This window comes from Bacillus cereus group sp. RP37 (assembly GCF_040459695.1).
In the GTDB taxonomy this organism is placed as follows: Bacteria; Bacillota; Bacilli; order Bacillales; family Bacillaceae_G; genus Bacillus_A.
Genome location: NZ_JARVHP010000001.1, coordinates 1,258,786 through 1,278,624, shown reverse-complemented (window position 1 = coordinate 1,278,624; position 19,839 = coordinate 1,258,786). Strand labels below are relative to the sequence as shown.

Sequence of the window (19,839 nt, the reverse complement as noted above, 5' to 3'; positions counted from 1 at the left end):
CAAGACAAAAAACAGACGGTTTATATGTCTAGATAACCATCTGCTTTCTATTACTCATTTAACAATACCCAGCGCATATGATCTTCCCACACTCCATTGACCATTAACATCTTTCTAGACACACCCTCATATTGAAAGCCTATCTTCGTCACTACTTGTATAGATGCTAAATTTCGTGGCATAATCGGTGCTTCTATACGGTGTAATTGAAATTCCCCAAAAGCTACTTGAATAGCTTTTCTAAGCGCTTCTGTCGTATAACCTTTGTTTAACTCTTTCTTATCTAATTTATAACCGAGTACACAAGATTGATAAATTCCACGAACAATTAAATTAAATGAAATACACCCAATTATTTTCGTATCATCACCCTTTTTAAAAATCCATAATCTGATGATTTTACCTTCTGCGAACTCTTTTCTATCCTTTTGTAACTTTTTCTTTTGATAATCTAACGTAAAAAAATCATCCGGTCTATACTCTTCCCAAGCCTTTAAAAATTCACGATTTCTGTCGTAATATTGAAGAACTTTTTCAGCATACGACTCATCAATTTCCCTTAAATGTAAACGATCTGTTTCATATATTTTCATCATCGTATCTCCATTCTTCAGCCTGCATAACAAAAAAACTTATACTCTATCATTATATATATTCTCTACATACATATAAATTTCCTGTTATACTTTACACGCACTTCTCGAATTTTGTCATTTCTCTCCCCTTGTCCACAATATCATTTCTCGTTACAATGATATTGTACTGATTTGCAAGGAGGTATAACGATGCATAAAAAAGCTCAAAAAGTTATGATTTATGTAATGCTAATTTCTATGCTTGTAACAACATTACTTGCTGGCGCAAGTATGTTTTGGTAAAAAGGACGATGTGTTCGTCCTTTTTTTACTTTTTACACATAACATAATAAAATAAACCATCTCGATATCGAGATGGTTTATTTTATATAAAGCACAATCGCTACAATACTAAAGGAAAATGACATTACAAGTGCTATTATAAAACTTGTATATTGTTTCTGCTGAAATGCTCCAATAACAAAAGTAAGATTGAGTAATGCCATACATACAATTGCTACAAGATAAGAACATATATTAAAAGTTGCCAATATGAATGTAATAACAAATAGAAATCCCATAAAAAACTGCATATACGAAATTTTTGGATTCAAGTACATATGAGCAACCCCTTTATCTAATTTTATCTTTCTATACTCTCATTAACTCATGGTTATGTACACATGTCAAGACAACTTATTGCATATGAAAAAGCCAACCTTTTCGTTGGCTTTTTCATATGCAATGGCTCCTTTTTCTTTTGCCAATTGCTGAAATGATTTTTTCGACTTCACAATCCATACTTTCGTTCCGATTGGAATGCGATCAAATAAATACTCCACATCGTTTTTCTTCATTCTTATACATCCTTGTGAAATATACTTTCCAATTGAACCAGGTTGATTTGTTCCATGTATTCCATATTTACTTCCATCAGTTCCTCTTGCATTAAATCCAATCCACCTTGACCCAAGTGGATTTTTCGGTGATCCACCTGGAATATCCTTCGCAATATAATACGGATCCTTCGCTTTCATTACAACATCAAAAGTTCCTTCTGGAGTTAATTCATTTGTTTTTCCTGTCGCTACTGGAAAAACCCTTTGAATCTTTCCATCGTCAATGTAAGCTAATTTGTTCGTTGCTTTATTTACAATAATAAAAGGATCTCCTGCACGTGGATTATCACCAAGAGGCCAAATCGGTGATAAAGAAAGACATAATATGATAGAGAGAAGATACGGCATAAATAATTCCTACCTTCTATATAAGTTCTTTTATATTATCCTTTCCCTTAAAGCGACTTTTAATGAGTAAATATTGTTCCATTTCATACACAAGTTGAACAAGTTTCGCACGTATTTCAAATTCTTCACGTGTAACTGGCAATGGCATGTCTCTAAATAATTCTCTCATTTCTTGAAGCTGTCTTAAGGAAATAACCCCAGTACTCTCCGGGCTAATAGCATTCCCAATGTTTTCAACCACATCCGCAATCATGTCAGCTTGTTCATATGTCCATGATAAAGAAGCTGCTAATGGTATCATCCGCTCTAAAATTTCGAATTGTTGCATACGCATATTAAAATAACGATAGTAATAACCATCTTCTCGCATAAATGCATTCTCAAGTTTCTTAAACGATAAATCCCTTGCTTCATTTAGCATATTTTCAGTTTCAATAAGTTCTGCCCCGCTCCAACTACTTTCTCTATTTCGTAAATAAACGACCATTTCAAACAAAATTGTTTTAAAATTACTTTCTATTTTATCCTGATACTCTTTTAGCTTATTTTCACTACTTGGCATATACATATTTACTAATAAAGCCACGCTAATCCCTATCGTTAATATCGCAATTTCATTTCCAACAATAAGCCATGTAATTTGTTTCAATGAATATAGATGCATAACAATAACTGAACTCGTGACAATACCTTCTTGAATTTTAAGCATAACTGCAGTCGGAATAAATGTAAGTAATAATACACTGATTGCAAGTGGTGTATATCCAATTGTTTCAAAAATGCAAAACGCGAATACCATTGATAATATACAAGCTAAAAAACGATGTAACGATACTTGAAGTGATTTACGCTTCGTATTTTGTACACATAATATAACTAAAATCCCCGCTGAACTATAAAATTCTAATCCTAATAACTGAGCAATAAAAACTGCTGCGCCTGTCCCTATTGCTGTTTTTACTGTACGGTATCCAATTTTGAACATAGCATTGCTCCTATATGTATAAACGTATTTACAGTTAGTATAAAAAAAGGATGACACAATGTCATCCTTTTCTACTTATTATTCACGTAACCTTTACATATTACAATATCTTTTGTAAAAATTGTTGCGCACGTTCACTTTTCGGTGCTGCAAAAAATTCTGCTGGCGCACTATCTTCTACAAGCTTTCCACCATCTAAAAAGAGAACACGATCTGCCACTTCTTTTGCAAATCCCATTTCATGTGTAACAATCGCCATCGTCATTCCTGTCGTAACTAATGATTTCATAACTTCTAACACTTCTTTCACCATCTCTGGATCTAGTGCTGATGTTGGTTCATCAAATAACATCACTTCTGGTTCCATCGCTAACGCTCTCGCTATTGCTACACGTTGCTTTTGCCCTCCCGAAAGACGGTTTGGATAGGAATCTTTCTTATCAAGTAATCCTACTTTATCCAGAAGTTCCTGAGCTTTTTTCTCAGCTTCATTCTTCGCTACTCCTTTTACATTAATAGGAGCATACGTAATATTTTCTAATACAGTCATATGAGGAAATAGATGAAAATGCTGAAATACCATTCCGACATTTTCACGAACGTGCATAATATTCGTTTTCGGATTCGTTACTTCTTCCATTCCAATCCAAATGTGACCATTTGTCGGTGCTTCTAACACATTCATACAACGTAAAAATGTTGATTTCCCTGATCCAGACGGTCCAATAATTGCAACTACTTCCCCTTTTTCAATCGTTGTTGTAATCCCTTTTAATACTTCGTTTTTTCCAAATGATTTATGAAGGTTTTCAATTTTAATCACTTTTCTTCATTCTCCCTTCAATTGCCTTCCCGACTAATGTAAGAATAATAACTAACGTATAATAAATCAGGCCAACAAAAAGTAATGGTTCAAGATATTTAAACGTTTCACCACCGACAATGTAAGCACGGCGCATTAAATCCGTCGCCCCTATTACTGTTACTACAGCCGATTCTTTCGTAAGAGTCGCAAACTCGTTCACAAGCGCTGGTAATATATTTTTTAATGCTTGAGGGAAAATGATATTTCTCATCATTTTCCCGTAAGGAATCCCTAAAGCCATCGCTGCTTCTGTTTGTCCTTTATCCACTGCTTGAATACCCGCACGGATTACTTCTGACATATATGCACCTGAATTTAAGCTAAATGCAAGTACAGCTGCTAAGAAGGCTGGTATTTCATAACCAATTATTTGCGGGACACCGAAATAAATAATCATTAATTGCAATACAAGTGGTGTACCACGGAAAATTGATGTATAAAGATCTGCCGCTATATTTAATGCTCGTATTCTAGCAATTTTACAAAGTGCTAATAACGTTCCTAAAATAAATCCTGCTAACGCTGATACTGCCACAATTTTCAAAGTAACTTCTAGACCTTTTAATATATACGGTATCGAAGGCGTAATCGCCGAAAAATCTAAGTTCATTCTTTTCATTCCCCTCACAGAAAAGTGAAAGGCAGCTTATTTTTCGCTGCCAAACCATTTCTTCACTAATTTATCCATTTCTCCATTTTCTTGCATTTTTTTAATTACTTTATTAAATTCAGCTGTTTTATCACTATTTTTTGGAAGGGCAATTGCTGCTCCTACTTCTTCTGGCGCTTCTTTAATTTCAATTCCTTGTAAATCTTTCATTTTCTCTAAATAATTTTTAGCAACTGTGTCTTCTATAATTGCAGCATCAAAACGACCAGCTTTAATTTCTTGTACGATTTCTGGTATGCGGTCACGTCCCTCAACTTTGAAATCTACTTGTTTTTTAAATTCTGCTGCTTTCTCTTCTTGAATAGATCCTGTTTGTACCCCTACTTTTTTTCCTTTTAAATCCTCTACAGATTTAATGTTAGAATCCTTTTTAGAAACGACCATGTTTTTTGCAACAAAATAAATATCTGTGAAATCAACATTATTTTTACGCTCTGCAGTTGGCGTCATACCTGCCATTACGAAATCAACTTTTCCTGAGCTAAGAGATGCTAATAAACCACCAAAATCCATATCTTTCACTTTCACTTCATAACCAAGTTCTTTTCCGATATATTTAGCAACATCAACATCAAAGCCGATAATTTCATCACTTTTTGAAGCTTCCACGTATTCATATGGTTTATAATCTGCTGAAGTCCCCATAACCAGTACTTTTTTATTTTTTCCAGTAGCTTTTTCTTCCCCATTACTACATGCGCTGAACATACTTACAATTAAAATAAGTGCAAACGATATTGATAATAACTTCTTCATCTTTCTTCCCCCTAATAATGTATATTTAAAAGTTTAATAGAATATTTATTCGATGTTTGTATTGTATCAGCACTTTCATTTTTATGCAATATATAAAATAAAAATAAATGAAATAACACTATTAACAATGTTTAACATGTATAAAATAATGCATAAAACAACATAACTATGCATGTCCCATAAATTTTAATACTAAATAAAAAAGGCGGTACATCCACTTGATTGTGGACGTACCGCCTTTTCGCTTATTTTTATCCCGCTTTAACGGGCAGTAAGACCCCCATCTCAACATTTAGCAAAAACAAAGAAGTTAGATGGGGGATCAACTGCCCGTAAAAGCCCGATTGGTTCAACTAATAATCAGTGGGGATGAACCACCCCCACTGATTAAAGTTTCACTTTATAGTTCTTCACAATTATCTTCGAAATAAGATTGTAGTTTTGCAATTACTTGCATTGGTTCATGACCTTCAATTTCATGACGCTCTACCATCGTTACAATTTTTCCATCTTTTAATAAAGCGAATGATGGAGAAGAAGGTGGATACCCTTCGAAATATTCACGAGCTTTTGCTGTTGCTTCTTTATCTTGACCTGCAAACACTGTTACAAGATGGTTAGGACGTTTATCATAATGTACGGAATGCGCAGCAGCAGGACGAGCAATACCACCTGCACAACCACATACAGAGTTTACCATTACAAGTGTTGTTCCATTTCTTTGAAACGCTTCTTCTACTGCTTCCGGCGTCGTCAATTCTGTATATCCAGCAGAAACAATCTCTTCACGCGCTTGGCGGACAACATCATTCATAAAAAAGTTAAAATTAATCAATCTTTTCCCTCCTCTAAAACTACCTATTTGTATCTTACCAGTTAATGTTTATGAAATACAAGTAAGTTTACTTGTATTTCAGCATAGAAAAGGTGTTAGAGCAGGGCTCTAACACCTTTTTTTAATGACCACGATGTTTTTGCTTTGCTTTTTGTACCTTGATTAAGCGTCTTCTTTGTTTTTCAGCTTCTCGCTTCTCTTTAGATTGCACTTTCTTTTCTTGTTTATGCAATTCATAAGATAAGCTAATTGCCTCTTGCGCCTTAGTAAAACGGTTTACATTTACTGCTTTTGCTGCTTGTCGTATAATCCGCTTTATATTTTTGGGACGCTGTTTTTCTTTCACTTCCACACCACATTTTGCAAAGTGCTGAAAATACGCTAACATTGAACCGTTCACAAATATAAGCACTTCTTCGTCTGAAGGTTCCGTTCCAAAAATATACCTTGCTCCATACAACTTCCCTTTTTCTTTACATGTAATAATCCCTACAAAAAATTGACCATCGTGATATACTGTCAAATCCATTGACAGCCCCCCCTTTAAAAAATTAGAAATACGGGACATCCCGGAGGGGAAGGTTACTGACATAAAATCATGCGTCTGGACTACCAACCAGAGCTGTGTTTTTGTATTTCTTTCACTATTATTATATCTTTTTTTCCATAATCTTCATATATTCAACAATCATTTTTTTATGAGATCCTACAATATAGTCAGGTAGTTCTGTTACTTGGAAAAATTTAAGCTGAACCGCTTCTTCTTTGTTCATAACAAAGTTCCCTTCGTATTCATCCGTATAATAAGCTGTTGTGACAGATTGAAATTCATCACCGTTTGCTAATTTTGTAAAATAGTTCGCTCCAGAAAATACATTAATTAATCGTAAGTTCTTCACTTTTATTCCTGTCTCTTCATATACTTCCCGGTAAGCTGTTTCTTCTGGTGATTCACTAAGTTCCATGAGCCCACCAGGCAGCCCCCATTTTCCGTACGGCTCTGTTCGTTGCTGTAGTAATACATATCCATTTTCATTTATAACGAGTACAACAGCACCAACTAAAATTAAAGGGCGATGACCAACTATTTTTCGTAATTCTTCTACATATCCCATCGTATCCCTCCTTTTTCGTTGTCCACACTATTGTATCATATGTATGAAAAGACAAAATGCGTATATTTTTCATTTTTTTAACAAAATATTTATTTTATGTGCTTCATCCACTGTAGCTAACATAATGGATTCGATTTCCGCACTCTTCTCTAAAAACTCTTTCGCCCACTCTTCTGTTTTTCCTAATAAAGCAAGAACATCTTGCTGAATCCTCCCATCCTTTACTAATACAAAAGAAACTGGAGATTTTTTTCCCGCTACTTTAAGATCCAGCCGCGAGACTGCTTCATATTCTGGATACCGAAATATAGAAACAACACCGCTCGCTTCCCATAGTGCTAATTTAACCGTTTGAATATCGCTCACATTTCGCATACGAAGTTCCGAAAATAAATATTCCACCGTAATTCTCGCTTTTTTCAAATTGCTAAAATCAATGGAACCATTGTGTATAAGAATAATAGGTGCTGGCTCTAAAAAGCGTCTCCATCTATCCCATTTCAACATTAGAACTGAGCTTATAATGTGAAGTACAACGAGTATGAACGTTGTAATCATCGAACCGAGTAATCCCACTTTTTCATCAGATAATGCGTTAGAAATATTCCCACCAAGCAATAACACTAATACGACATCTAAAAAACGAAGTTGTGCGATGGACCTTTGTCCCATCGCTTTCGCAACTAATATTAAAAATATGTATGCTATGATAGCCCGAATAACCCATTCACTATTAGAAAGATGCCGTGCCCCTTCAAAAATATGCATATGCATCACTTTGCACTCCTTACCATCTCAAACTGCTATTCTGTTTTAGTTTGCAACGTTTAAGAGCATATATGTAAAAAAGCTGATTCGTTTAAAAACGAATCAGCTTTTTTCACTTGACGGAAAACATATATTTTTTATACGTTTTTCGTACCGATAATATGAGACCCATCATAATCATATTTGAGAACAAGGAACTTCCCCCATATGATAAGAAAGGTAATGCAATCCCTTTTACAGGCATTAATCCAACGATCATACCGATGTTTTGGAATATTTGAACCGTTAATATCCCAATTGATCCAGCACATAATAATGTACCGAATAAATTATCAGCAGAATAACCGATAATAATTGTTCGATATAGTAGTAATAGGAACAAGAATACAACTAACGCTGCTACGATAAATCCACCTTCTTCGGCAATTGTAGCGAAAATAAAGTCAGTATGCTTCTCAGGGATATAGACGTTCCCTTCGCCAAATCCTTTCCCTTCCATACCGCCACTACCTACAGCTAAAATCGATTGCTGTGTTTGATAACCTTGATCTGTATGTTCAAATGGATCTAACCAACCTAAAATACGTGATTGTTGGTGAGGTTTTAGTAAAGTAACTAAATTATTAAAGAAGAAATCCTCATACCTTACGTAAATAAATATTAACGCAGATAATATGGTGACTGGAATAACTGTACATAACGCTATCAATTTCTTCTGAATACCTGACATAAATAAAATACATGCAATTGCAGCAGCATATAAGAACACCATCCCTGTATCCGGTTGGCTATATACAACAGCCATAGGCGGTAGGGATACTAGCACAATTTTACCTACTAATTGTAAATCCGTTTGGAATGTTCTTGCCATATACTGTGCATTATGTTTCACTGCTATACTTGCTACTACGAGAAGCAATGAAATTTTGAAAAACTCAGATGGTTGAATTTGTCCAACTAACGGAAATACAAACCATCTTTTTGCACCTAATTTTTCAGGTGTGAAAGTGGAAACCGGTAGTATTTTCAAAAGAATAAGTGAACCAAATCCAACGATATAAAGTGGCCAAGACAATTTTTGTAATTGATCTAAGTCGATGCTTGCAACAAGCAATAACAATACAACTCCAATTATGTAGTTCAAACCCTGTTTCATCGCAAAGTTTGCCTCTCCATATTGGCCAGTTTGCTGACTGCTATATATAGCAGCTATACTCGTAACACATAATGCTAACAAAATTAATATTAATTTTACATCTAAACTTTTTAGAAACTCGGTACTTCTTTTCATGACATCCTCCTGAAACATTGTTACAGCAAAATAAAAAACCAGGAGTCAACATTCTTCATGTTTTGACGACTGATTACACATTATCTATAAAACACTTATATAGAATAACTCTCTTTTTCATACAATACAATATATTATACTACAGTTTCGTCAGTAAGATTTGCCAAAAAAATTATTCTTTTCTTATTTTATATCTATATACCATATATCAGCAATGTATTTTCGTAAATTTCTAATACATACTCGTTCATTGTAAGATTGCCGGGAAAAGTGTTTTACATATAGTAGGATGTAAATGAAGAAATAAGATGATAAAAAGCTCGCATAAGCGAGCTTTTTATTAATATACAGATGTATTATTTTCTGACGTATTTTCTAGAATTTCTTTTACACGTCCTAAGAACTTACCACAAATTAAGCCATCTAGTACACGGTGATCAAGTGATAAACATAAGTTAACCATATCGCGAGCACCGAACATACCATTGTCCATAATTACTGGGCGTTTTACAATTGATTCAACTTGTAAAATAGCCGCTTGTGGGTAATTAATAATACCCATAGATTGAACAGAACCGAATGATCCTGTGTTATTAATTGTAAATGTTCCACCTTGCATTTCGTCCGCTTTTAACGATTTCGTACGTACTTTTCCTGCAAGCTCTGTAATTTCACGAGCGATACCTTTAATCGTCTTCTCGTCCGCGTGTTTAATTACTGGTACAAATAGTTCGTCCTCTGTTGCAACAGCGATAGAAAGGTTAATATCTTTCTTCTGAACGATTTTATCGCCAGCCCACATTGAGTTAATTTGAGGATACTCTTTTAACGCTTGCGCTACTGCTTTTACGAAGAAAGCAAAGAACGTTAAGTTAAAGCCTTCGCGTTTTTTGAAATCACCTTTAATTGAATTACGGTATGACACAAGGTTTGTCACATCTACTTCAATCATCATCCAAGCGTGTGGTGCTTCATGTTTACTACGTAACATGTTCGCTGCAATTGCTTTACGCACACCTGTTACTGGAATTTCGATATCGCCAGGCATTGTTGGTACAGAAACTGGTTTCGCAGGTTCTACTTTTTGTGCTACTGGCGCTGCTTTTGGTGCTTCTGGACGCGCTTCTGCTACTGCTACTACCGATTCCTCTTTTTTCGCACCTGCTTGCGGAATATTTCCAGATTCCACCAGCTTTAAAATATCTTTACGAGTGATACGGCCATTTGCTCCCGTACCTTCTACTAAATCTAAATCAACGTTATGCTCACCCGCAAGTTTTAACACAGCTGGTGAAAAACGTGGTTTTCCATCAGTTGGTTGTTTTGCTTTCGGTGCTTTTTCAGGCGTAGTTACTTCTGCCTTTGGTTCTTCTTTTGTTTTTTCCTCAACAGCTGTTGCTGCTACTTCATCTGCGCCTTCTACTTGAATAACACAAACTACTTCACCTACAGCTAACGTATCACCTTCACCAGCGATTAACTCTTTCACAATACCAGTGAAAGAAGATGGTACTTCAGCATTTACTTTATCCGTCATTACTTCTGCAAGCGGATCATACTTATTTACGTGATCGCCAACATTTACGAGCCATTTACTAATTGTACCCTCTGTAACGCTCTCCCCGAGCTGAGGCATTGTAATATTTTCTACAGCCATGTATAGTCCCCCCGATTAAAATTCCGCAAGTTCACGCATTGCTTTTTCAACTTTATCTGGATTTACCATAAAGAATTTTTCCATTGTTGGTGCATATGGCATTGCTGGCACGTCTGGACCTGCAAGTCGTGCGATTGGCGCATCTAAATCAAACAGACAGTTTTCAGCAATAATTGCTGCCACTTCACTCATAATACTTCCTTCTTTATTGTCTTCTGTTACAAGAAGAACTTTACCTGTTTTAGAAGCTGCTTCAATGATTGCTTCTTTATCTAATGGATATACAGTACGTAAATCAAGAACGTGTGCAGAGATGCCATCTTGCGCTAACTTTTCAGCTGCTTGAAGTGCAAAGTGAACACATAATCCGTACGTGATAACAGTAATATCATCACCTTCGCGTTTTACATCTGCTTTTCCAATTGGTAATACGTAATCATCCTCTGGCACTTCACCTTTAATTAAGCGATATGCACGTTTATGCTCAAAGAATAATACTGGATCTTCATCACGAATTGCTGCTTTTAATAAGCCTTTTGCATCATATGGTGTAGAAGGGATAACAATTTTTAAACCTGGTTGGTTTGCAAACATCGCTTCCACAGATTGTGAATGATACAATGCACCGTGAACACCGCCGCCAAATGGCGCACGAATTGTAACTGGACAAGTCCAATCGTTATTAGAACGATAACGAATTTTTGCTGCCTCAGAAACAATTTGGTTTACTGCTGGCATGATGAAATCTGCAAACTGCATTTCAGCGATTGGACGCATACCATACATTGCCGCACCAATTGCTACCCCAGCAATTGCAGATTCTGCAAGCGGTGCATCAAGCGCACGATCTTCACCAAATTGATCATACAAACCGTGTGTCGCTTTAAATACGCCACCTTTTTTACCAACATCTTCTCCTAAAACGAATACTTTCTCATCGCGTTCCATTTCTTCGCGCATTGCTAATGTAATAGCATCAATATAAGACATTACAGCCATGAAACGTTCCCCCCTATTCTGCGTATACGTGCTTCAATGCATCTTCAGGTGCTGCATACGGAGCATTTTCTGCATATTCTGTTGCTTCATTTACGATATGCATAATTTCGTCTAACATTTGTTTTTCAAATTCCTCAGTTAACACGCCAGCTTCTTTTAAATAAGCTGCAAATGTTATAATTGAATCTTTTTTCTTTGCTTCTTCAACTTCTTCTTTATCACGATAAACACGATCATCGTCATCACTAGAATGCGCTGTTAAACGATATGATACTGTTTCAATTAAAGTTGGGCCTTCACCACGACGGCCGCGGTCTGCCGCTTCTTTTACAGCTTTATATACTGCAAGCGGATCGTTTCCGTCTATTGTATATCCAGGCATACCGTAACCAATTGCACGATCTGATACGTTTTTACATGCTAATTGTTTTTCAACTGGAATAGAGATTGCGTATTTATTATTTTCACACATGAAAATAACAGGTAGTTTGTGTACACCAGCAAAGTTTGCCCCTTCATGGAAGTCACCTTGGTTTGAAGAACCTTCTCCAAATGTAACGAACGTTACTAAATCTTTCTTCTCCATTTTTCCAGCTAATGCAATACCAACTGCATGTGGTACTTGTGTTGTTACTGGAGATGATCCTGTCACAATACGATTTTTCTTTTGACCGAAGTGACCAGGCATTTGACGGCCACCAGAGTTTGGATCTCCAGCTTTCGCGAAAGCAGACAACATAAGCTCTTTAGCTGTCATACCAAATGCTAGTACAACACCCATATCACGGTAGTATGGTAATGCATAATCTTTCTCTCTATCAAGAGCGAACGCCGCTCCAACTTGCGCAGCCTCTTGTCCCTGACAAGAAATTACGAATGGAATTTTACCAGCACGGTTTAATAACCACATACGTTCGTCGATTTTACGTGCAAGTAACATCGTACGGAACATTTCTAATACTTGCTCATCACTTAAGCCAAGCTCTTCATGGCGCTTTTCTTTTACTTCTGCCATTTTTCATAACCTCCTAAATCCACATTTTTATGCGTGTAACGCTTTTCCATCTACAGCTAATGCAGCTTCACCAATCGCCTCAGATAATGATGGATGCGGATGAATTGTATGTGCTACTTCCCAAGGTGTTGCATCAAGTACTCTTGCAAGACCCGCTTCAGAAATCATATCTGTTACATGCGGTCCAATCATATGAACACCAAGAATGTCATTTGTTTCTTCATCAACTACAAGTTTTACAAAGCCATCAGATTCGCCATATACAAGTGCTTTTCCGATTGCACGGAATGAGAATTTACCTACCTTTAACTTATAGCCTTTTTCTTTCGCTTCTTGTTCTGTTAAACCGACAGAAGCAACTTCTGGACTGCTATATACGCATTTTGATACCATAGAATAATCAATTGGTGTAACTTCTTTACCAGCAATATGTTCTACTGCAACAATTCCTTCATGAGAAGCAACGTGAGCAAGCTGTAAGCCACCGATTACATCACCGATTGCGTAAATATGCGATTCTTTCGTTTGATAAAACTCATTTGTTTGAATGTATCCTTTTTCCACAACGATATCAGTATTCTCTAAACCAATATTTTGCGTATTAGCTTGTCTTCCTACAGATACAAGCATTTTTTCTGCTTTAAATTCTTTATTCTCACCGTTATGTTCAGCTTGAATTGTTACTCCATTATCTTTTACCAATGTTTCTGGTAATACTTTTGCACCAGTTACCACTTTAATACCTTTTTTCTTGAATAGACGTTGCATTTCTTTTGAAACGTCTTGATCTTCTAGTGGTAGTATCGTTTTCGCATACTCTAATACTGTAACTTCTACACCGAAGTCAGCAAGCATAGATGCCCACTCAATACCGATTACACCGCCACCAACGATAATAATCGAGCTAGGAAGCGTTTCCATTTTTAGGGCATGATCAGAAGACATTACGTACTCTCCGTCTAATTCTAAACCTGGTAATGAATTCGGACGAGAACCTGTTGCAACAAGTACATTTTTTGGAATTAACATTTCATTCTCTTCTCCACTTGCAAGTTCAACTGAAATTGTCCCTGGCATCGGAGAGAAAATAGATGGGCCAAGAATACGGCCAATACCTTCAAACACATCAATTTTACCTTGTTTCATTAAGTGTTGAACGCCTTTATGAAGTTGCGTTACAATCTTCTCTTTACGCTCTTGCACTTTCGCAAAGTTTAGTTCTACATTACTTGCAATAACCCCGAACTCTTCGCTTTTTTTAGCAGTTGCGAATACTTCCGCACTACGTAAAAGGGCTTTACTAGGAATACATCCTTTGTGTAAACAAGTACCACCAAGATTTTCTTTTTCAACAAGTGCAGTTTTTAAACCTAGTTGTGATGCACGAATAGCAGCAACATATCCACCAGTACCGCCGCCAACGATGACTAAATCATATTCTCTTGCCATTATCTCAACCCCTAGCTACTGTTTGTTTTTCTCTTACAACATACTCTTTCGCCGCTTCTTCTTCACGTAATACACGAAGTGCTCCTTCTGCTAACGCTTCTAACTCATCTTCCCCTGGATGTACGATAACATCTGCAATCCAGTCCACTCGTTCTTTTATTTCATCAACAAGAATTTTACTGTACGCAAGTCCACCAGTTAATACGATTGCATCGATTTTCCCGTGAAGCACAGCACTAGCTCCGCCAATTTCTTTTGCAACTTGATATGCCATTGCTTTATAAATAAGAGTTGCTTCAGGATCACCTTTTTCAACCATTTGCTCTACTTTAATTGCATCATTTGTACCGATTAGACTTACAAGTCCACCTTGTCCGACAAGCTGTTTCACCATTTCGTCTCGGTAATACTCACCAGAGAAACACATTTCAACTAGCTGTCCTACTGGTACTGTACCAGCACGCTCTGGGCTAAATGGTCCTTCTCCGTTTAAGCCATTATTTACATCGATAACTTTTCCTTTTTTATGAGCACCAACTGTAATACCGCCGCCCATATGTGTAACTAATAAATTTAAATCCTCGTATTTGTGATTTAATTGGTCAGCTACTTTACGAGCAACTGCTTTTTGATTTAATGCATGGAAGATACTTTTGCGTTCCATGCCAGCAATACCGCTTATACGAGCAATCGGCTCCATTTCATCTACAACGACAGGATCCACAATGAATGCAGGAATATTTAATCCCGAAGCAATTTCATAAGCTAAAATGCCTCCGAGATTTGAAGCGTGATGACCACTAAACCCATTTTTCAAATCTTCTAACATTGCATCGTTTACTGTATACGTACCGCCTTCGATTGGACGAAGTAATCCACCACGCCCACAAACAGCGTTTAATTTTGAAATGTTAATACCATGAGAATGTAGAACTTCTAAAATCGTTTCTTTACGAAACTCATATTGGTCGATAATTCGCTTATATTTTCCAATCTGTTCTACGTCATGACGAATCGTTTCTTCTAGAACAGGTCTTTCATTATCAAAAACACCAATTTTTGTGGATGTACTACCTGGGTTAATAACAAGAATTCGATTTACAGACAATGTTGCTACCTCCACTAATAAATTTAAAAGGAAGTGGAAACCTCATAAGAGGTAACCACACCTTTTGTAAAAGTTATATATGAATGATTAGCGACGGCTAATAATATCGTGACCGTTGCGTAAGTATGTGCTACGAGAGTTTTTCAAGCTTGCAATGCGCTCTTCAGCTAGACGATCTGCTGCTACATAAGTTGCTATGCCATCGCGTTTTGAGATTTCGATTACTTTTGCAATTGTGTCATAGATAGACTCGACACGTTTTAGTGCACGTTCTCTATTGTATCCATATAATTCGTCTGCTACGTTAATTACGCCACCTGCATTAATAACATAGTCTGGTGCGTATACAATACCCATTTCATGAATCATGTCGCCGTGACGATCTTCTTTTAATTGGTTATTTGCAGAACCTGCGATTACTTTTGCTTTAAGTTGTGGAATAGTTTCGTCATTAACTGTTGCGCCTAATGCACATGGTGCGTAAATATCACATTCAACACCGTAAATTTCATTTGGCTCAACTGCTGATGCACCGAATTCTTCTACCGCGCGTTGTACAGCTTCTTTATTAATATCTGTAACGATTAATTTTGCTCCTTCAGCATGTAAATGTTTGCATAGGTGATATGCTACGTTACCAACGCCTTGAACAGCAATTACTTTTCCTTCTAAATTATCAGTACCGAAAGCCTCTTTCGCAGCTGCTTTCATACCACGATAAACACCGTATGCAGTTACTGGAGATGGGTTACCAGAAGAACCGAATGATGGTGAAATACCTGTTACAAAGTCAGTTTCTTCGTGGATAATATCCATATCATCTACTGTTGTACCAACATCTTCAGCTGTAATGTAACGTCCGTTTAGTCCTTGAATGTAGCGTCCTAATGCACGGAACATCGCTTCGCTCTTATCTTTACGTGGATCACCGATAATTACTGTTTTCGCACCACCTAAGTTTAAGCCAGCTGCTGCGTTTTTGTATGTCATCCCTTTTGCAAGACGCAATGCATCTTCAATCGCCGCTTCTTCAGAATCATATGTCCACATTCTTGTTCCACCAAGAGCCGGTCCAAGTGTTGTATCATGAATTGCAATGATTGCTTTTAAACCAGATTCTTTATCTTGACAAAATACTACTTGCTCATAATCATATTTTTCTAAGTATTCGAAGATTTCTAATGTCATTGTCGTTTCCCCCTAGTGTTTTACCCTATTTGGTTTATTTTGAAGCAGTCGCAACTGCCAATGCTAATGAATATACTTTTGTTTCTGCTGAATCAGCACGAGATGTTAAAACAATCGGTGCTTTTGCGCCAGCAATCATTGCTCCTACTTTTGCATCTGCAAAGTATACGAGTGATTTATATAGCACATTTCCAGCTTCAATCGTTGGGACGAGTAAAATGTCTGCCTTACCTGCTACATCACTTACTATGCCTTTATGTTCTGCTGCAATTTGTGATACTGCATTATCTAAAGCAAGTGGTCCATCAACGACACAATTTTTAATTTGTCCGCGGCGATTCATTTGAGTTAACATCGCTGCATCAATTGTCGCTTGCATCGCAGGATTAACAACCTCTACCGCTGCAATTGGTGCTACCTTTGGCAAATCCATTCCTATTGCCTGGGCAACTTCTACAGTATTCTGTATAATAGCAGCTTTTTGTGTTACATCAGGTGCAATGTTCATCGCTGCATCTGTAACAAAAATCAGACGATCGTAATTTGGAACTTCAAATGCTGCAACGTGTGAAAGTACGCTACCTTTACGAAGTCCCCACTCTTTATTTAATACAGCTTTCAAAATATTTGCTGTTGGGATGTTCCCCTTCATAAGCACATCTGCTTCGCCATTTCTTACAGCTTTAACAGAAAGTTCTGCAGCCTCAGCACTTGACTGTGCTGCAATCACTTCAATATGTTCTGAAGTTTGTAAACCATGTTCTTGTAACATCCCCATTATTTTTTCTTGATTTCCATATAGACGAAATTGAGCTAGCTGTAATTTAATTGCTTTCGCTACAGCTTCAATTACTTCATGATCTTCAGCTACTGCTACAGCCACAGTTTTTTTAGGCTGTCCTGCTGCTTGATCAATTAAGTGTTCTAACTTCATATTTTGTAATCAACCCTTTCCGTCGTCCCTCGTCTATTTATAAAGCAAATACCGTGCCAACTTTTAAAAGTGGTCTTACCAATAATGAAAACGCATTCAAAATGCAGTAAAATCAATACTTTGGAAAATAACAAAACATTCTGTCTTTATTTGTCGCATTTTGTATACCATGCAATAAATTGCATGGTACGCAATTTATTGCATGCTATTTTTTGCATGGTCATACTTTTCTAGCTTGTAATATAAATTTCGAACTGAAATTCCTAATGCTCTTGCAGTTTTTGTTTTATTCCCATCAAATCTCTCTAAATATTCATGAATGATATTCCCTTCAAACTCTGTCACTAAATGTTCAAGTGGCTTTTCTTCTAATTCCGGTAATAAGTTATTTTGTTTTAACTCCGTCTGCTCTTCTTTATGTAAAGGTGGTAAATGATGTACATCAATATATATCTCGTTATAATTCATAAAGATAATAGCTCGTCCTAAAATATTCTCAAGTTCCCTTACATTTCCTGGCCATTCATATGATTGTAAATACGAAACCGCTGAATCAGTAAGCCCTTCTACATTCCGGCCATAATCTTGGTTAATTTTTTGAATTAACCTTTCTGCAATCGATGGTATGTCCCCCTTACGTTGACGAAGAGACGGGATTTGAATCGGGATTTTATTTAATCGATAATATAAATCCTCCCTAAACTCCCCTTCTAGAATTGCCTTTTCTAAATTCACATGCGTCGCTGCGATTACTCTCACATTAATAGGTATCGCTTTCGTTCCACCAACTTTTACAATCTCTTTTTCCTGCAGTACTCGAAGGAGCTTCGCTTGCGTATTTGCAGATAGCTCTCCTATTTCATCTAAAAAAATACTTCCATTGTTCGCTTCCTCAAAGAAACCACGTTTCCCGCCTCTTTTCGCTCCAGAAAATGCACCTTCCTCATAACCGAATAATTCACTTTCTAACAACGTCTCCGAAATAGCCGCACAGTTTACACGAACGAATTTATTATATTTTCGATTACTTCCATTGTGAATTGCATGCGCAAACAATTCTTTACCTGTCCCGGACTCTCCGCGTAGTAACACTGTTGCTGGTGTATTTGCTCCAAGTTTCGCCTGTTCAATAGCGGCTGTTGTTTCATCTGAATTTCCGACAATATCATCAAATGAATATTTCGCTTCTAACGTTCGGATAATTTGCCTTGCTCTATTCAATTCATTTGTTAACTTTTGAATTTCCGATACATCACGAATTACACCGACGCTTCCTTTCAATATCCCATCCACTATAACTGGCGCTACGTTTACAATTACATCACGCTTCTTTTGTCCAATCTTCATATGTATACCTCGTACCGCCCTACGCGTTCGAAGTACTTTCATATGCATACTTTCACCTTCTACAATATCGGTTGTAGCCGGCTTCCCAATAATGTCCTCTTCTGTTAAACCTGTTAATTTCGTATACGCAGGGTTAATTACTAATCCTCTTCCTTTTTCATCCACGACTGAAATTGCTTCCTCAGACGAGTTGATAATCGCCTCAAGTAACGTTTGAACCTCTTTTAAATCTGTAACTTCTTCCGCAAGATCTACAACTTCTGTTATATCTTTAAAAATCGCAAATGCCCCTTGTACCTCTCCTCCCTCTTTTAATATCGGAATACGTGTTGTAATAATTTTCTTTTCATTCTCTAATGTCAGTTCATAATTTACTTCTATTTGTTTCGTACGTATAATACGAAGCAACTTACTGGTTGGAATAACTTCTAAAATATATTTCCCTATTGCATCTTCTTTTTTATACCCGATAATACGCTCTGCACTTTTATTAAATAGGCGAACTTGTCCCTCTCGATCGATTACAATCATACCGTCATGCGTAGAATTTAAAATTAAATCACCTTGCTGCGTTTGTTCTTCTAACTTTCCAATTAAATCTTCCTTCTCATGTGCTAATCTCGTTACAATTTTCGCAATATCACCTGGTATAAGAAGAGTATCTTTATGCTTTTTCTTTAATAAATCTTTATGTAAATCAGCGTCACCTGTCATATCAAACATTACATCAATGTGCATAGAAAGAAACGGAGTTACACTCTCTCCAATTGTAACCCCATATTCTTTAGCCATTTGTAACCCTGTTGCTATCGGATTTATATCAATAATCCCTATAATTTGAAATATATTCGAACTTTGCAACAGATTCAGTAGTGTACTGCCACCTTCACCTGCACCAACAATTAAAACTTTTTGTTTCATATGTTACACTTCCTCTCGAAGTATCTCTGCAAAATTTTTCACACCCTTATCTTACTCGTTCAGCCCCCTCTTGACAAACCCCCTTTTCATATAACATCATTAAAATAAACGAAA

Annotated in this window: 21 protein-coding genes; 1 reads left to right on the top strand and 20 read right to left on the bottom strand. The window is 36.6% G+C overall.

Features of this window, described 5'->3' with window-relative positions; all coding sequences use genetic code 11:
• Positions 1 to 50: 50 nt before the first annotated feature.
• The gene (locus QCI44_RS06850) at positions 51 to 596 is read right to left on the bottom strand and encodes a GNAT family N-acetyltransferase (RefSeq protein WP_016086366.1); all 546 of its coding nucleotides are present in this window, start codon (positions 594 to 596) and stop codon (positions 51 to 53) included.
• Positions 597 to 785: 189 nt separating this feature from the next.
• Here QCI44_RS06850 and prli42 point away from each other — a divergent pair, with 189 nt between their 5' ends.
• Complete coding sequence (gene prli42, locus QCI44_RS06845) at positions 786 to 878, top strand: stressosome-associated protein Prli42 (RefSeq protein ID WP_000549038.1); 93 nt, start codon at positions 786 to 788, stop codon at positions 876 to 878.
• A 77-nt stretch (positions 879 to 955) separates the two neighbouring features.
• On the opposite strand, the gene QCI44_RS06840 is transcribed toward prli42, so the two are convergent.
• From QCI44_RS06840 to QCI44_RS06750, 19 genes are all read right to left on the bottom strand, one after another.
• On the bottom strand, positions 956 to 1,195 hold the full coding sequence (locus QCI44_RS06840; protein ID WP_016135324.1) for a DUF3894 domain-containing protein: 240 nt from the start codon (positions 1,193 to 1,195) through the stop codon (positions 956 to 958).
• Positions 1,196 to 1,261: 66 nt separating this feature from the next.
• Positions 1,262 to 1,822: a L,D-transpeptidase gene (locus tag QCI44_RS06835; RefSeq protein WP_016086364.1), complete on the bottom strand. Its 561-nt coding sequence runs from the start codon at positions 1,820 to 1,822 to the stop codon at positions 1,262 to 1,264.
• A 16-nt stretch (positions 1,823 to 1,838) separates the two neighbouring features.
• Entirely contained in the window at positions 1,839 to 2,807 is a 969-nt protein-coding gene (locus QCI44_RS06830; RefSeq protein WP_016086363.1) for an aromatic acid exporter family protein, read from the bottom strand.
• 100 nt (positions 2,808 to 2,907) lie between these two features.
• Positions 2,908 to 3,630: an amino acid ABC transporter ATP-binding protein gene (locus tag QCI44_RS06825; protein ID WP_016086362.1), complete on the bottom strand. Its 723-nt coding sequence runs from the start codon at positions 3,628 to 3,630 to the stop codon at positions 2,908 to 2,910.
• Positions 3,623 to 4,282, bottom strand: coding sequence for an amino acid ABC transporter permease (locus QCI44_RS06820; protein WP_001046918.1), 660 nt, complete (start codon positions 4,280 to 4,282; stop codon positions 3,623 to 3,625). Before QCI44_RS06820 ends, QCI44_RS06825 begins: the two co-directional genes overlap by 8 nt.
• 36 nt (positions 4,283 to 4,318) lie before the next feature.
• Positions 4,319 to 5,098 (bottom strand): transporter substrate-binding domain-containing protein, encoded by a 780-nt coding sequence (locus QCI44_RS06815; RefSeq protein ID WP_000735473.1) that lies wholly within the window; start codon positions 5,096 to 5,098, stop codon positions 4,319 to 4,321.
• Positions 5,099 to 5,498: 400 nt separating this feature from the next.
• Positions 5,499 to 5,912 (bottom strand): BrxA/BrxB family bacilliredoxin, encoded by a 414-nt coding sequence (locus QCI44_RS06810; protein ID WP_170959980.1) that lies wholly within the window; start codon positions 5,910 to 5,912, stop codon positions 5,499 to 5,501.
• A gap of 142 nt (positions 5,913 to 6,054) precedes the next feature.
• Positions 6,055 to 6,462, bottom strand: coding sequence for a YjdF family protein (locus QCI44_RS06805; protein WP_016086360.1), 408 nt, complete (start codon positions 6,460 to 6,462; stop codon positions 6,055 to 6,057).
• Between the two features lie 121 nt (positions 6,463 to 6,583).
• Positions 6,584 to 7,048 (bottom strand): NUDIX hydrolase, encoded by a 465-nt coding sequence (locus tag QCI44_RS06800; protein WP_016086359.1) that lies wholly within the window; start codon positions 7,046 to 7,048, stop codon positions 6,584 to 6,586.
• Positions 7,049 to 7,117: 69 nt separating this feature from the next.
• On the bottom strand, positions 7,118 to 7,822 hold the full coding sequence (locus QCI44_RS06795) for a DUF421 domain-containing protein (protein WP_016086358.1): 705 nt from the start codon (positions 7,820 to 7,822) through the stop codon (positions 7,118 to 7,120).
• A gap of 106 nt (positions 7,823 to 7,928) precedes the next feature.
• The gene (locus QCI44_RS06790; protein WP_000831202.1) at positions 7,929 to 9,107 is read right to left on the bottom strand and encodes an FtsW/RodA/SpoVE family cell cycle protein; all 1,179 of its coding nucleotides are present in this window, start codon (positions 9,105 to 9,107) and stop codon (positions 7,929 to 7,931) included.
• 340 nt (positions 9,108 to 9,447) lie between these two features.
• Positions 9,448 to 10,764 carry a dihydrolipoamide acetyltransferase family protein gene (locus QCI44_RS06785; RefSeq protein WP_016086357.1) on the bottom strand — a complete coding sequence of 439 codons (1,317 nt, stop codon included), beginning with the start codon at positions 10,762 to 10,764 and terminating at the stop codon, positions 9,448 to 9,450.
• Positions 10,765 to 10,779: 15 nt separating this feature from the next.
• A complete protein-coding gene (gene bfmBAB / locus QCI44_RS06780) occupies positions 10,780 to 11,763 on the bottom strand; it encodes a 3-methyl-2-oxobutanoate dehydrogenase subunit beta (protein WP_016086356.1) in 984 nt (327 codons plus the stop codon).
• 13 nt (positions 11,764 to 11,776) lie between these two features.
• Positions 11,777 to 12,778, bottom strand: a complete 1,002-nt coding sequence (gene bfmBAA, locus QCI44_RS06775) for a 3-methyl-2-oxobutanoate dehydrogenase subunit alpha (RefSeq protein ID WP_000852549.1) — start codon at positions 12,776 to 12,778, stop codon at positions 11,777 to 11,779.
• 27 nt (positions 12,779 to 12,805) lie between these two features.
• Entirely contained in the window at positions 12,806 to 14,227 is a 1,422-nt protein-coding gene (lpdA, locus tag QCI44_RS06770) for a dihydrolipoyl dehydrogenase (protein WP_016086355.1), read from the bottom strand.
• 4 nt (positions 14,228 to 14,231) lie between these two features.
• The gene (gene buk, locus QCI44_RS06765) at positions 14,232 to 15,335 is read right to left on the bottom strand and encodes a butyrate kinase (RefSeq protein ID WP_000115778.1); all 1,104 of its coding nucleotides are present in this window, start codon (positions 15,333 to 15,335) and stop codon (positions 14,232 to 14,234) included.
• Between the two features lie 87 nt (positions 15,336 to 15,422).
• Entirely contained in the window at positions 15,423 to 16,523 is a 1,101-nt protein-coding gene (locus tag QCI44_RS06760; RefSeq protein ID WP_016086354.1) for a leucine dehydrogenase, read from the bottom strand.
• Between the two features lie 34 nt (positions 16,524 to 16,557).
• Positions 16,558 to 17,457 (bottom strand): phosphate butyryltransferase, encoded by a 900-nt coding sequence (gene yqiS / locus QCI44_RS06755; RefSeq protein ID WP_016086353.1) that lies wholly within the window; start codon positions 17,455 to 17,457, stop codon positions 16,558 to 16,560.
• A 195-nt stretch (positions 17,458 to 17,652) separates the two neighbouring features.
• A complete protein-coding gene (locus QCI44_RS06750; RefSeq protein ID WP_016086352.1) occupies positions 17,653 to 19,725 on the bottom strand; it encodes a sigma-54 interaction domain-containing protein in 2,073 nt (690 codons plus the stop codon).
• Positions 19,726 to 19,839 lie beyond the last annotated feature (114 nt).

What these genes read in the sequence shown, in the direction of transcription:
- bfmBAA (WP_000852549.1), bottom strand. Translation starts at nt 12,778, where the DNA reads ATGGCAGAAGTAAAAGAAAAGCGCCATGAAGAGCTTGGCTTAAGTGAT.
- QCI44_RS06805 (WP_016086360.1), bottom strand. Translation starts at nt 6,462, where the DNA reads ATGGATTTGACAGTATATCACGATGGTCAATTTTTTGTAGGGATTATT.
- QCI44_RS06790 (WP_000831202.1), bottom strand. Translation starts at nt 9,107, where the DNA reads ATGAAAAGAAGTACCGAGTTTCTAAAAAGTTTAGATGTAAAATTAATA.
- yqiS (WP_016086353.1), bottom strand. Translation starts at nt 17,457, where the DNA reads ATGAAGTTAGAACACTTAATTGATCAAGCAGCAGGACAGCCTAAAAAA.
- QCI44_RS06830 (WP_016086363.1), bottom strand. Translation starts at nt 2,807, where the DNA reads ATGTTCAAAATTGGATACCGTACAGTAAAAACAGCAATAGGGACAGGC.
- QCI44_RS06820 (WP_001046918.1), bottom strand. Translation starts at nt 4,282, where the DNA reads ATGAACTTAGATTTTTCGGCGATTACGCCTTCGATACCGTATATATTA.
- QCI44_RS06835 (WP_016086364.1), bottom strand. Translation starts at nt 1,822, where the DNA reads ATGCCGTATCTTCTCTCTATCATATTATGTCTTTCTTTATCACCGATT.
- QCI44_RS06760 (WP_016086354.1), bottom strand. Translation starts at nt 16,523, where the DNA reads ATGACATTAGAAATCTTCGAATACTTAGAAAAATATGATTATGAGCAA.
- QCI44_RS06800 (WP_016086359.1), bottom strand. Translation starts at nt 7,048, where the DNA reads ATGGGATATGTAGAAGAATTACGAAAAATAGTTGGTCATCGCCCTTTA.
- QCI44_RS06815 (WP_000735473.1), bottom strand. Translation starts at nt 5,098, where the DNA reads ATGAAGAAGTTATTATCAATATCGTTTGCACTTATTTTAATTGTAAGT.
- QCI44_RS06810 (WP_170959980.1), bottom strand. Translation starts at nt 5,912, where the DNA reads ATGAATGATGTTGTCCGCCAAGCGCGTGAAGAGATTGTTTCTGCTGGA.
- bfmBAB (WP_016086356.1), bottom strand. Translation starts at nt 11,763, where the DNA reads ATGGCTGTAATGTCTTATATTGATGCTATTACATTAGCAATGCGCGAA.
- QCI44_RS06750 (WP_016086352.1), bottom strand. Translation starts at nt 19,725, where the DNA reads ATGAAACAAAAAGTTTTAATTGTTGGTGCAGGTGAAGGTGGCAGTACA.
- QCI44_RS06850 (WP_016086366.1), bottom strand. Translation starts at nt 596, where the DNA reads ATGATGAAAATATATGAAACAGATCGTTTACATTTAAGGGAAATTGAT.
- QCI44_RS06795 (WP_016086358.1), bottom strand. Translation starts at nt 7,822, where the DNA reads ATGCATATGCATATTTTTGAAGGGGCACGGCATCTTTCTAATAGTGAA.
- QCI44_RS06785 (WP_016086357.1), bottom strand. Translation starts at nt 10,764, where the DNA reads ATGGCTGTAGAAAATATTACAATGCCTCAGCTCGGGGAGAGCGTTACA.
- QCI44_RS06840 (WP_016135324.1), bottom strand. Translation starts at nt 1,195, where the DNA reads ATGTACTTGAATCCAAAAATTTCGTATATGCAGTTTTTTATGGGATTT.
- lpdA (WP_016086355.1), bottom strand. Translation starts at nt 14,227, where the DNA reads ATGGCAAGAGAATATGATTTAGTCATCGTTGGCGGCGGTACTGGTGGA.
- prli42 (WP_000549038.1), top strand. Translation starts at nt 786, where the DNA reads ATGCATAAAAAAGCTCAAAAAGTTATGATTTATGTAATGCTAATTTCT.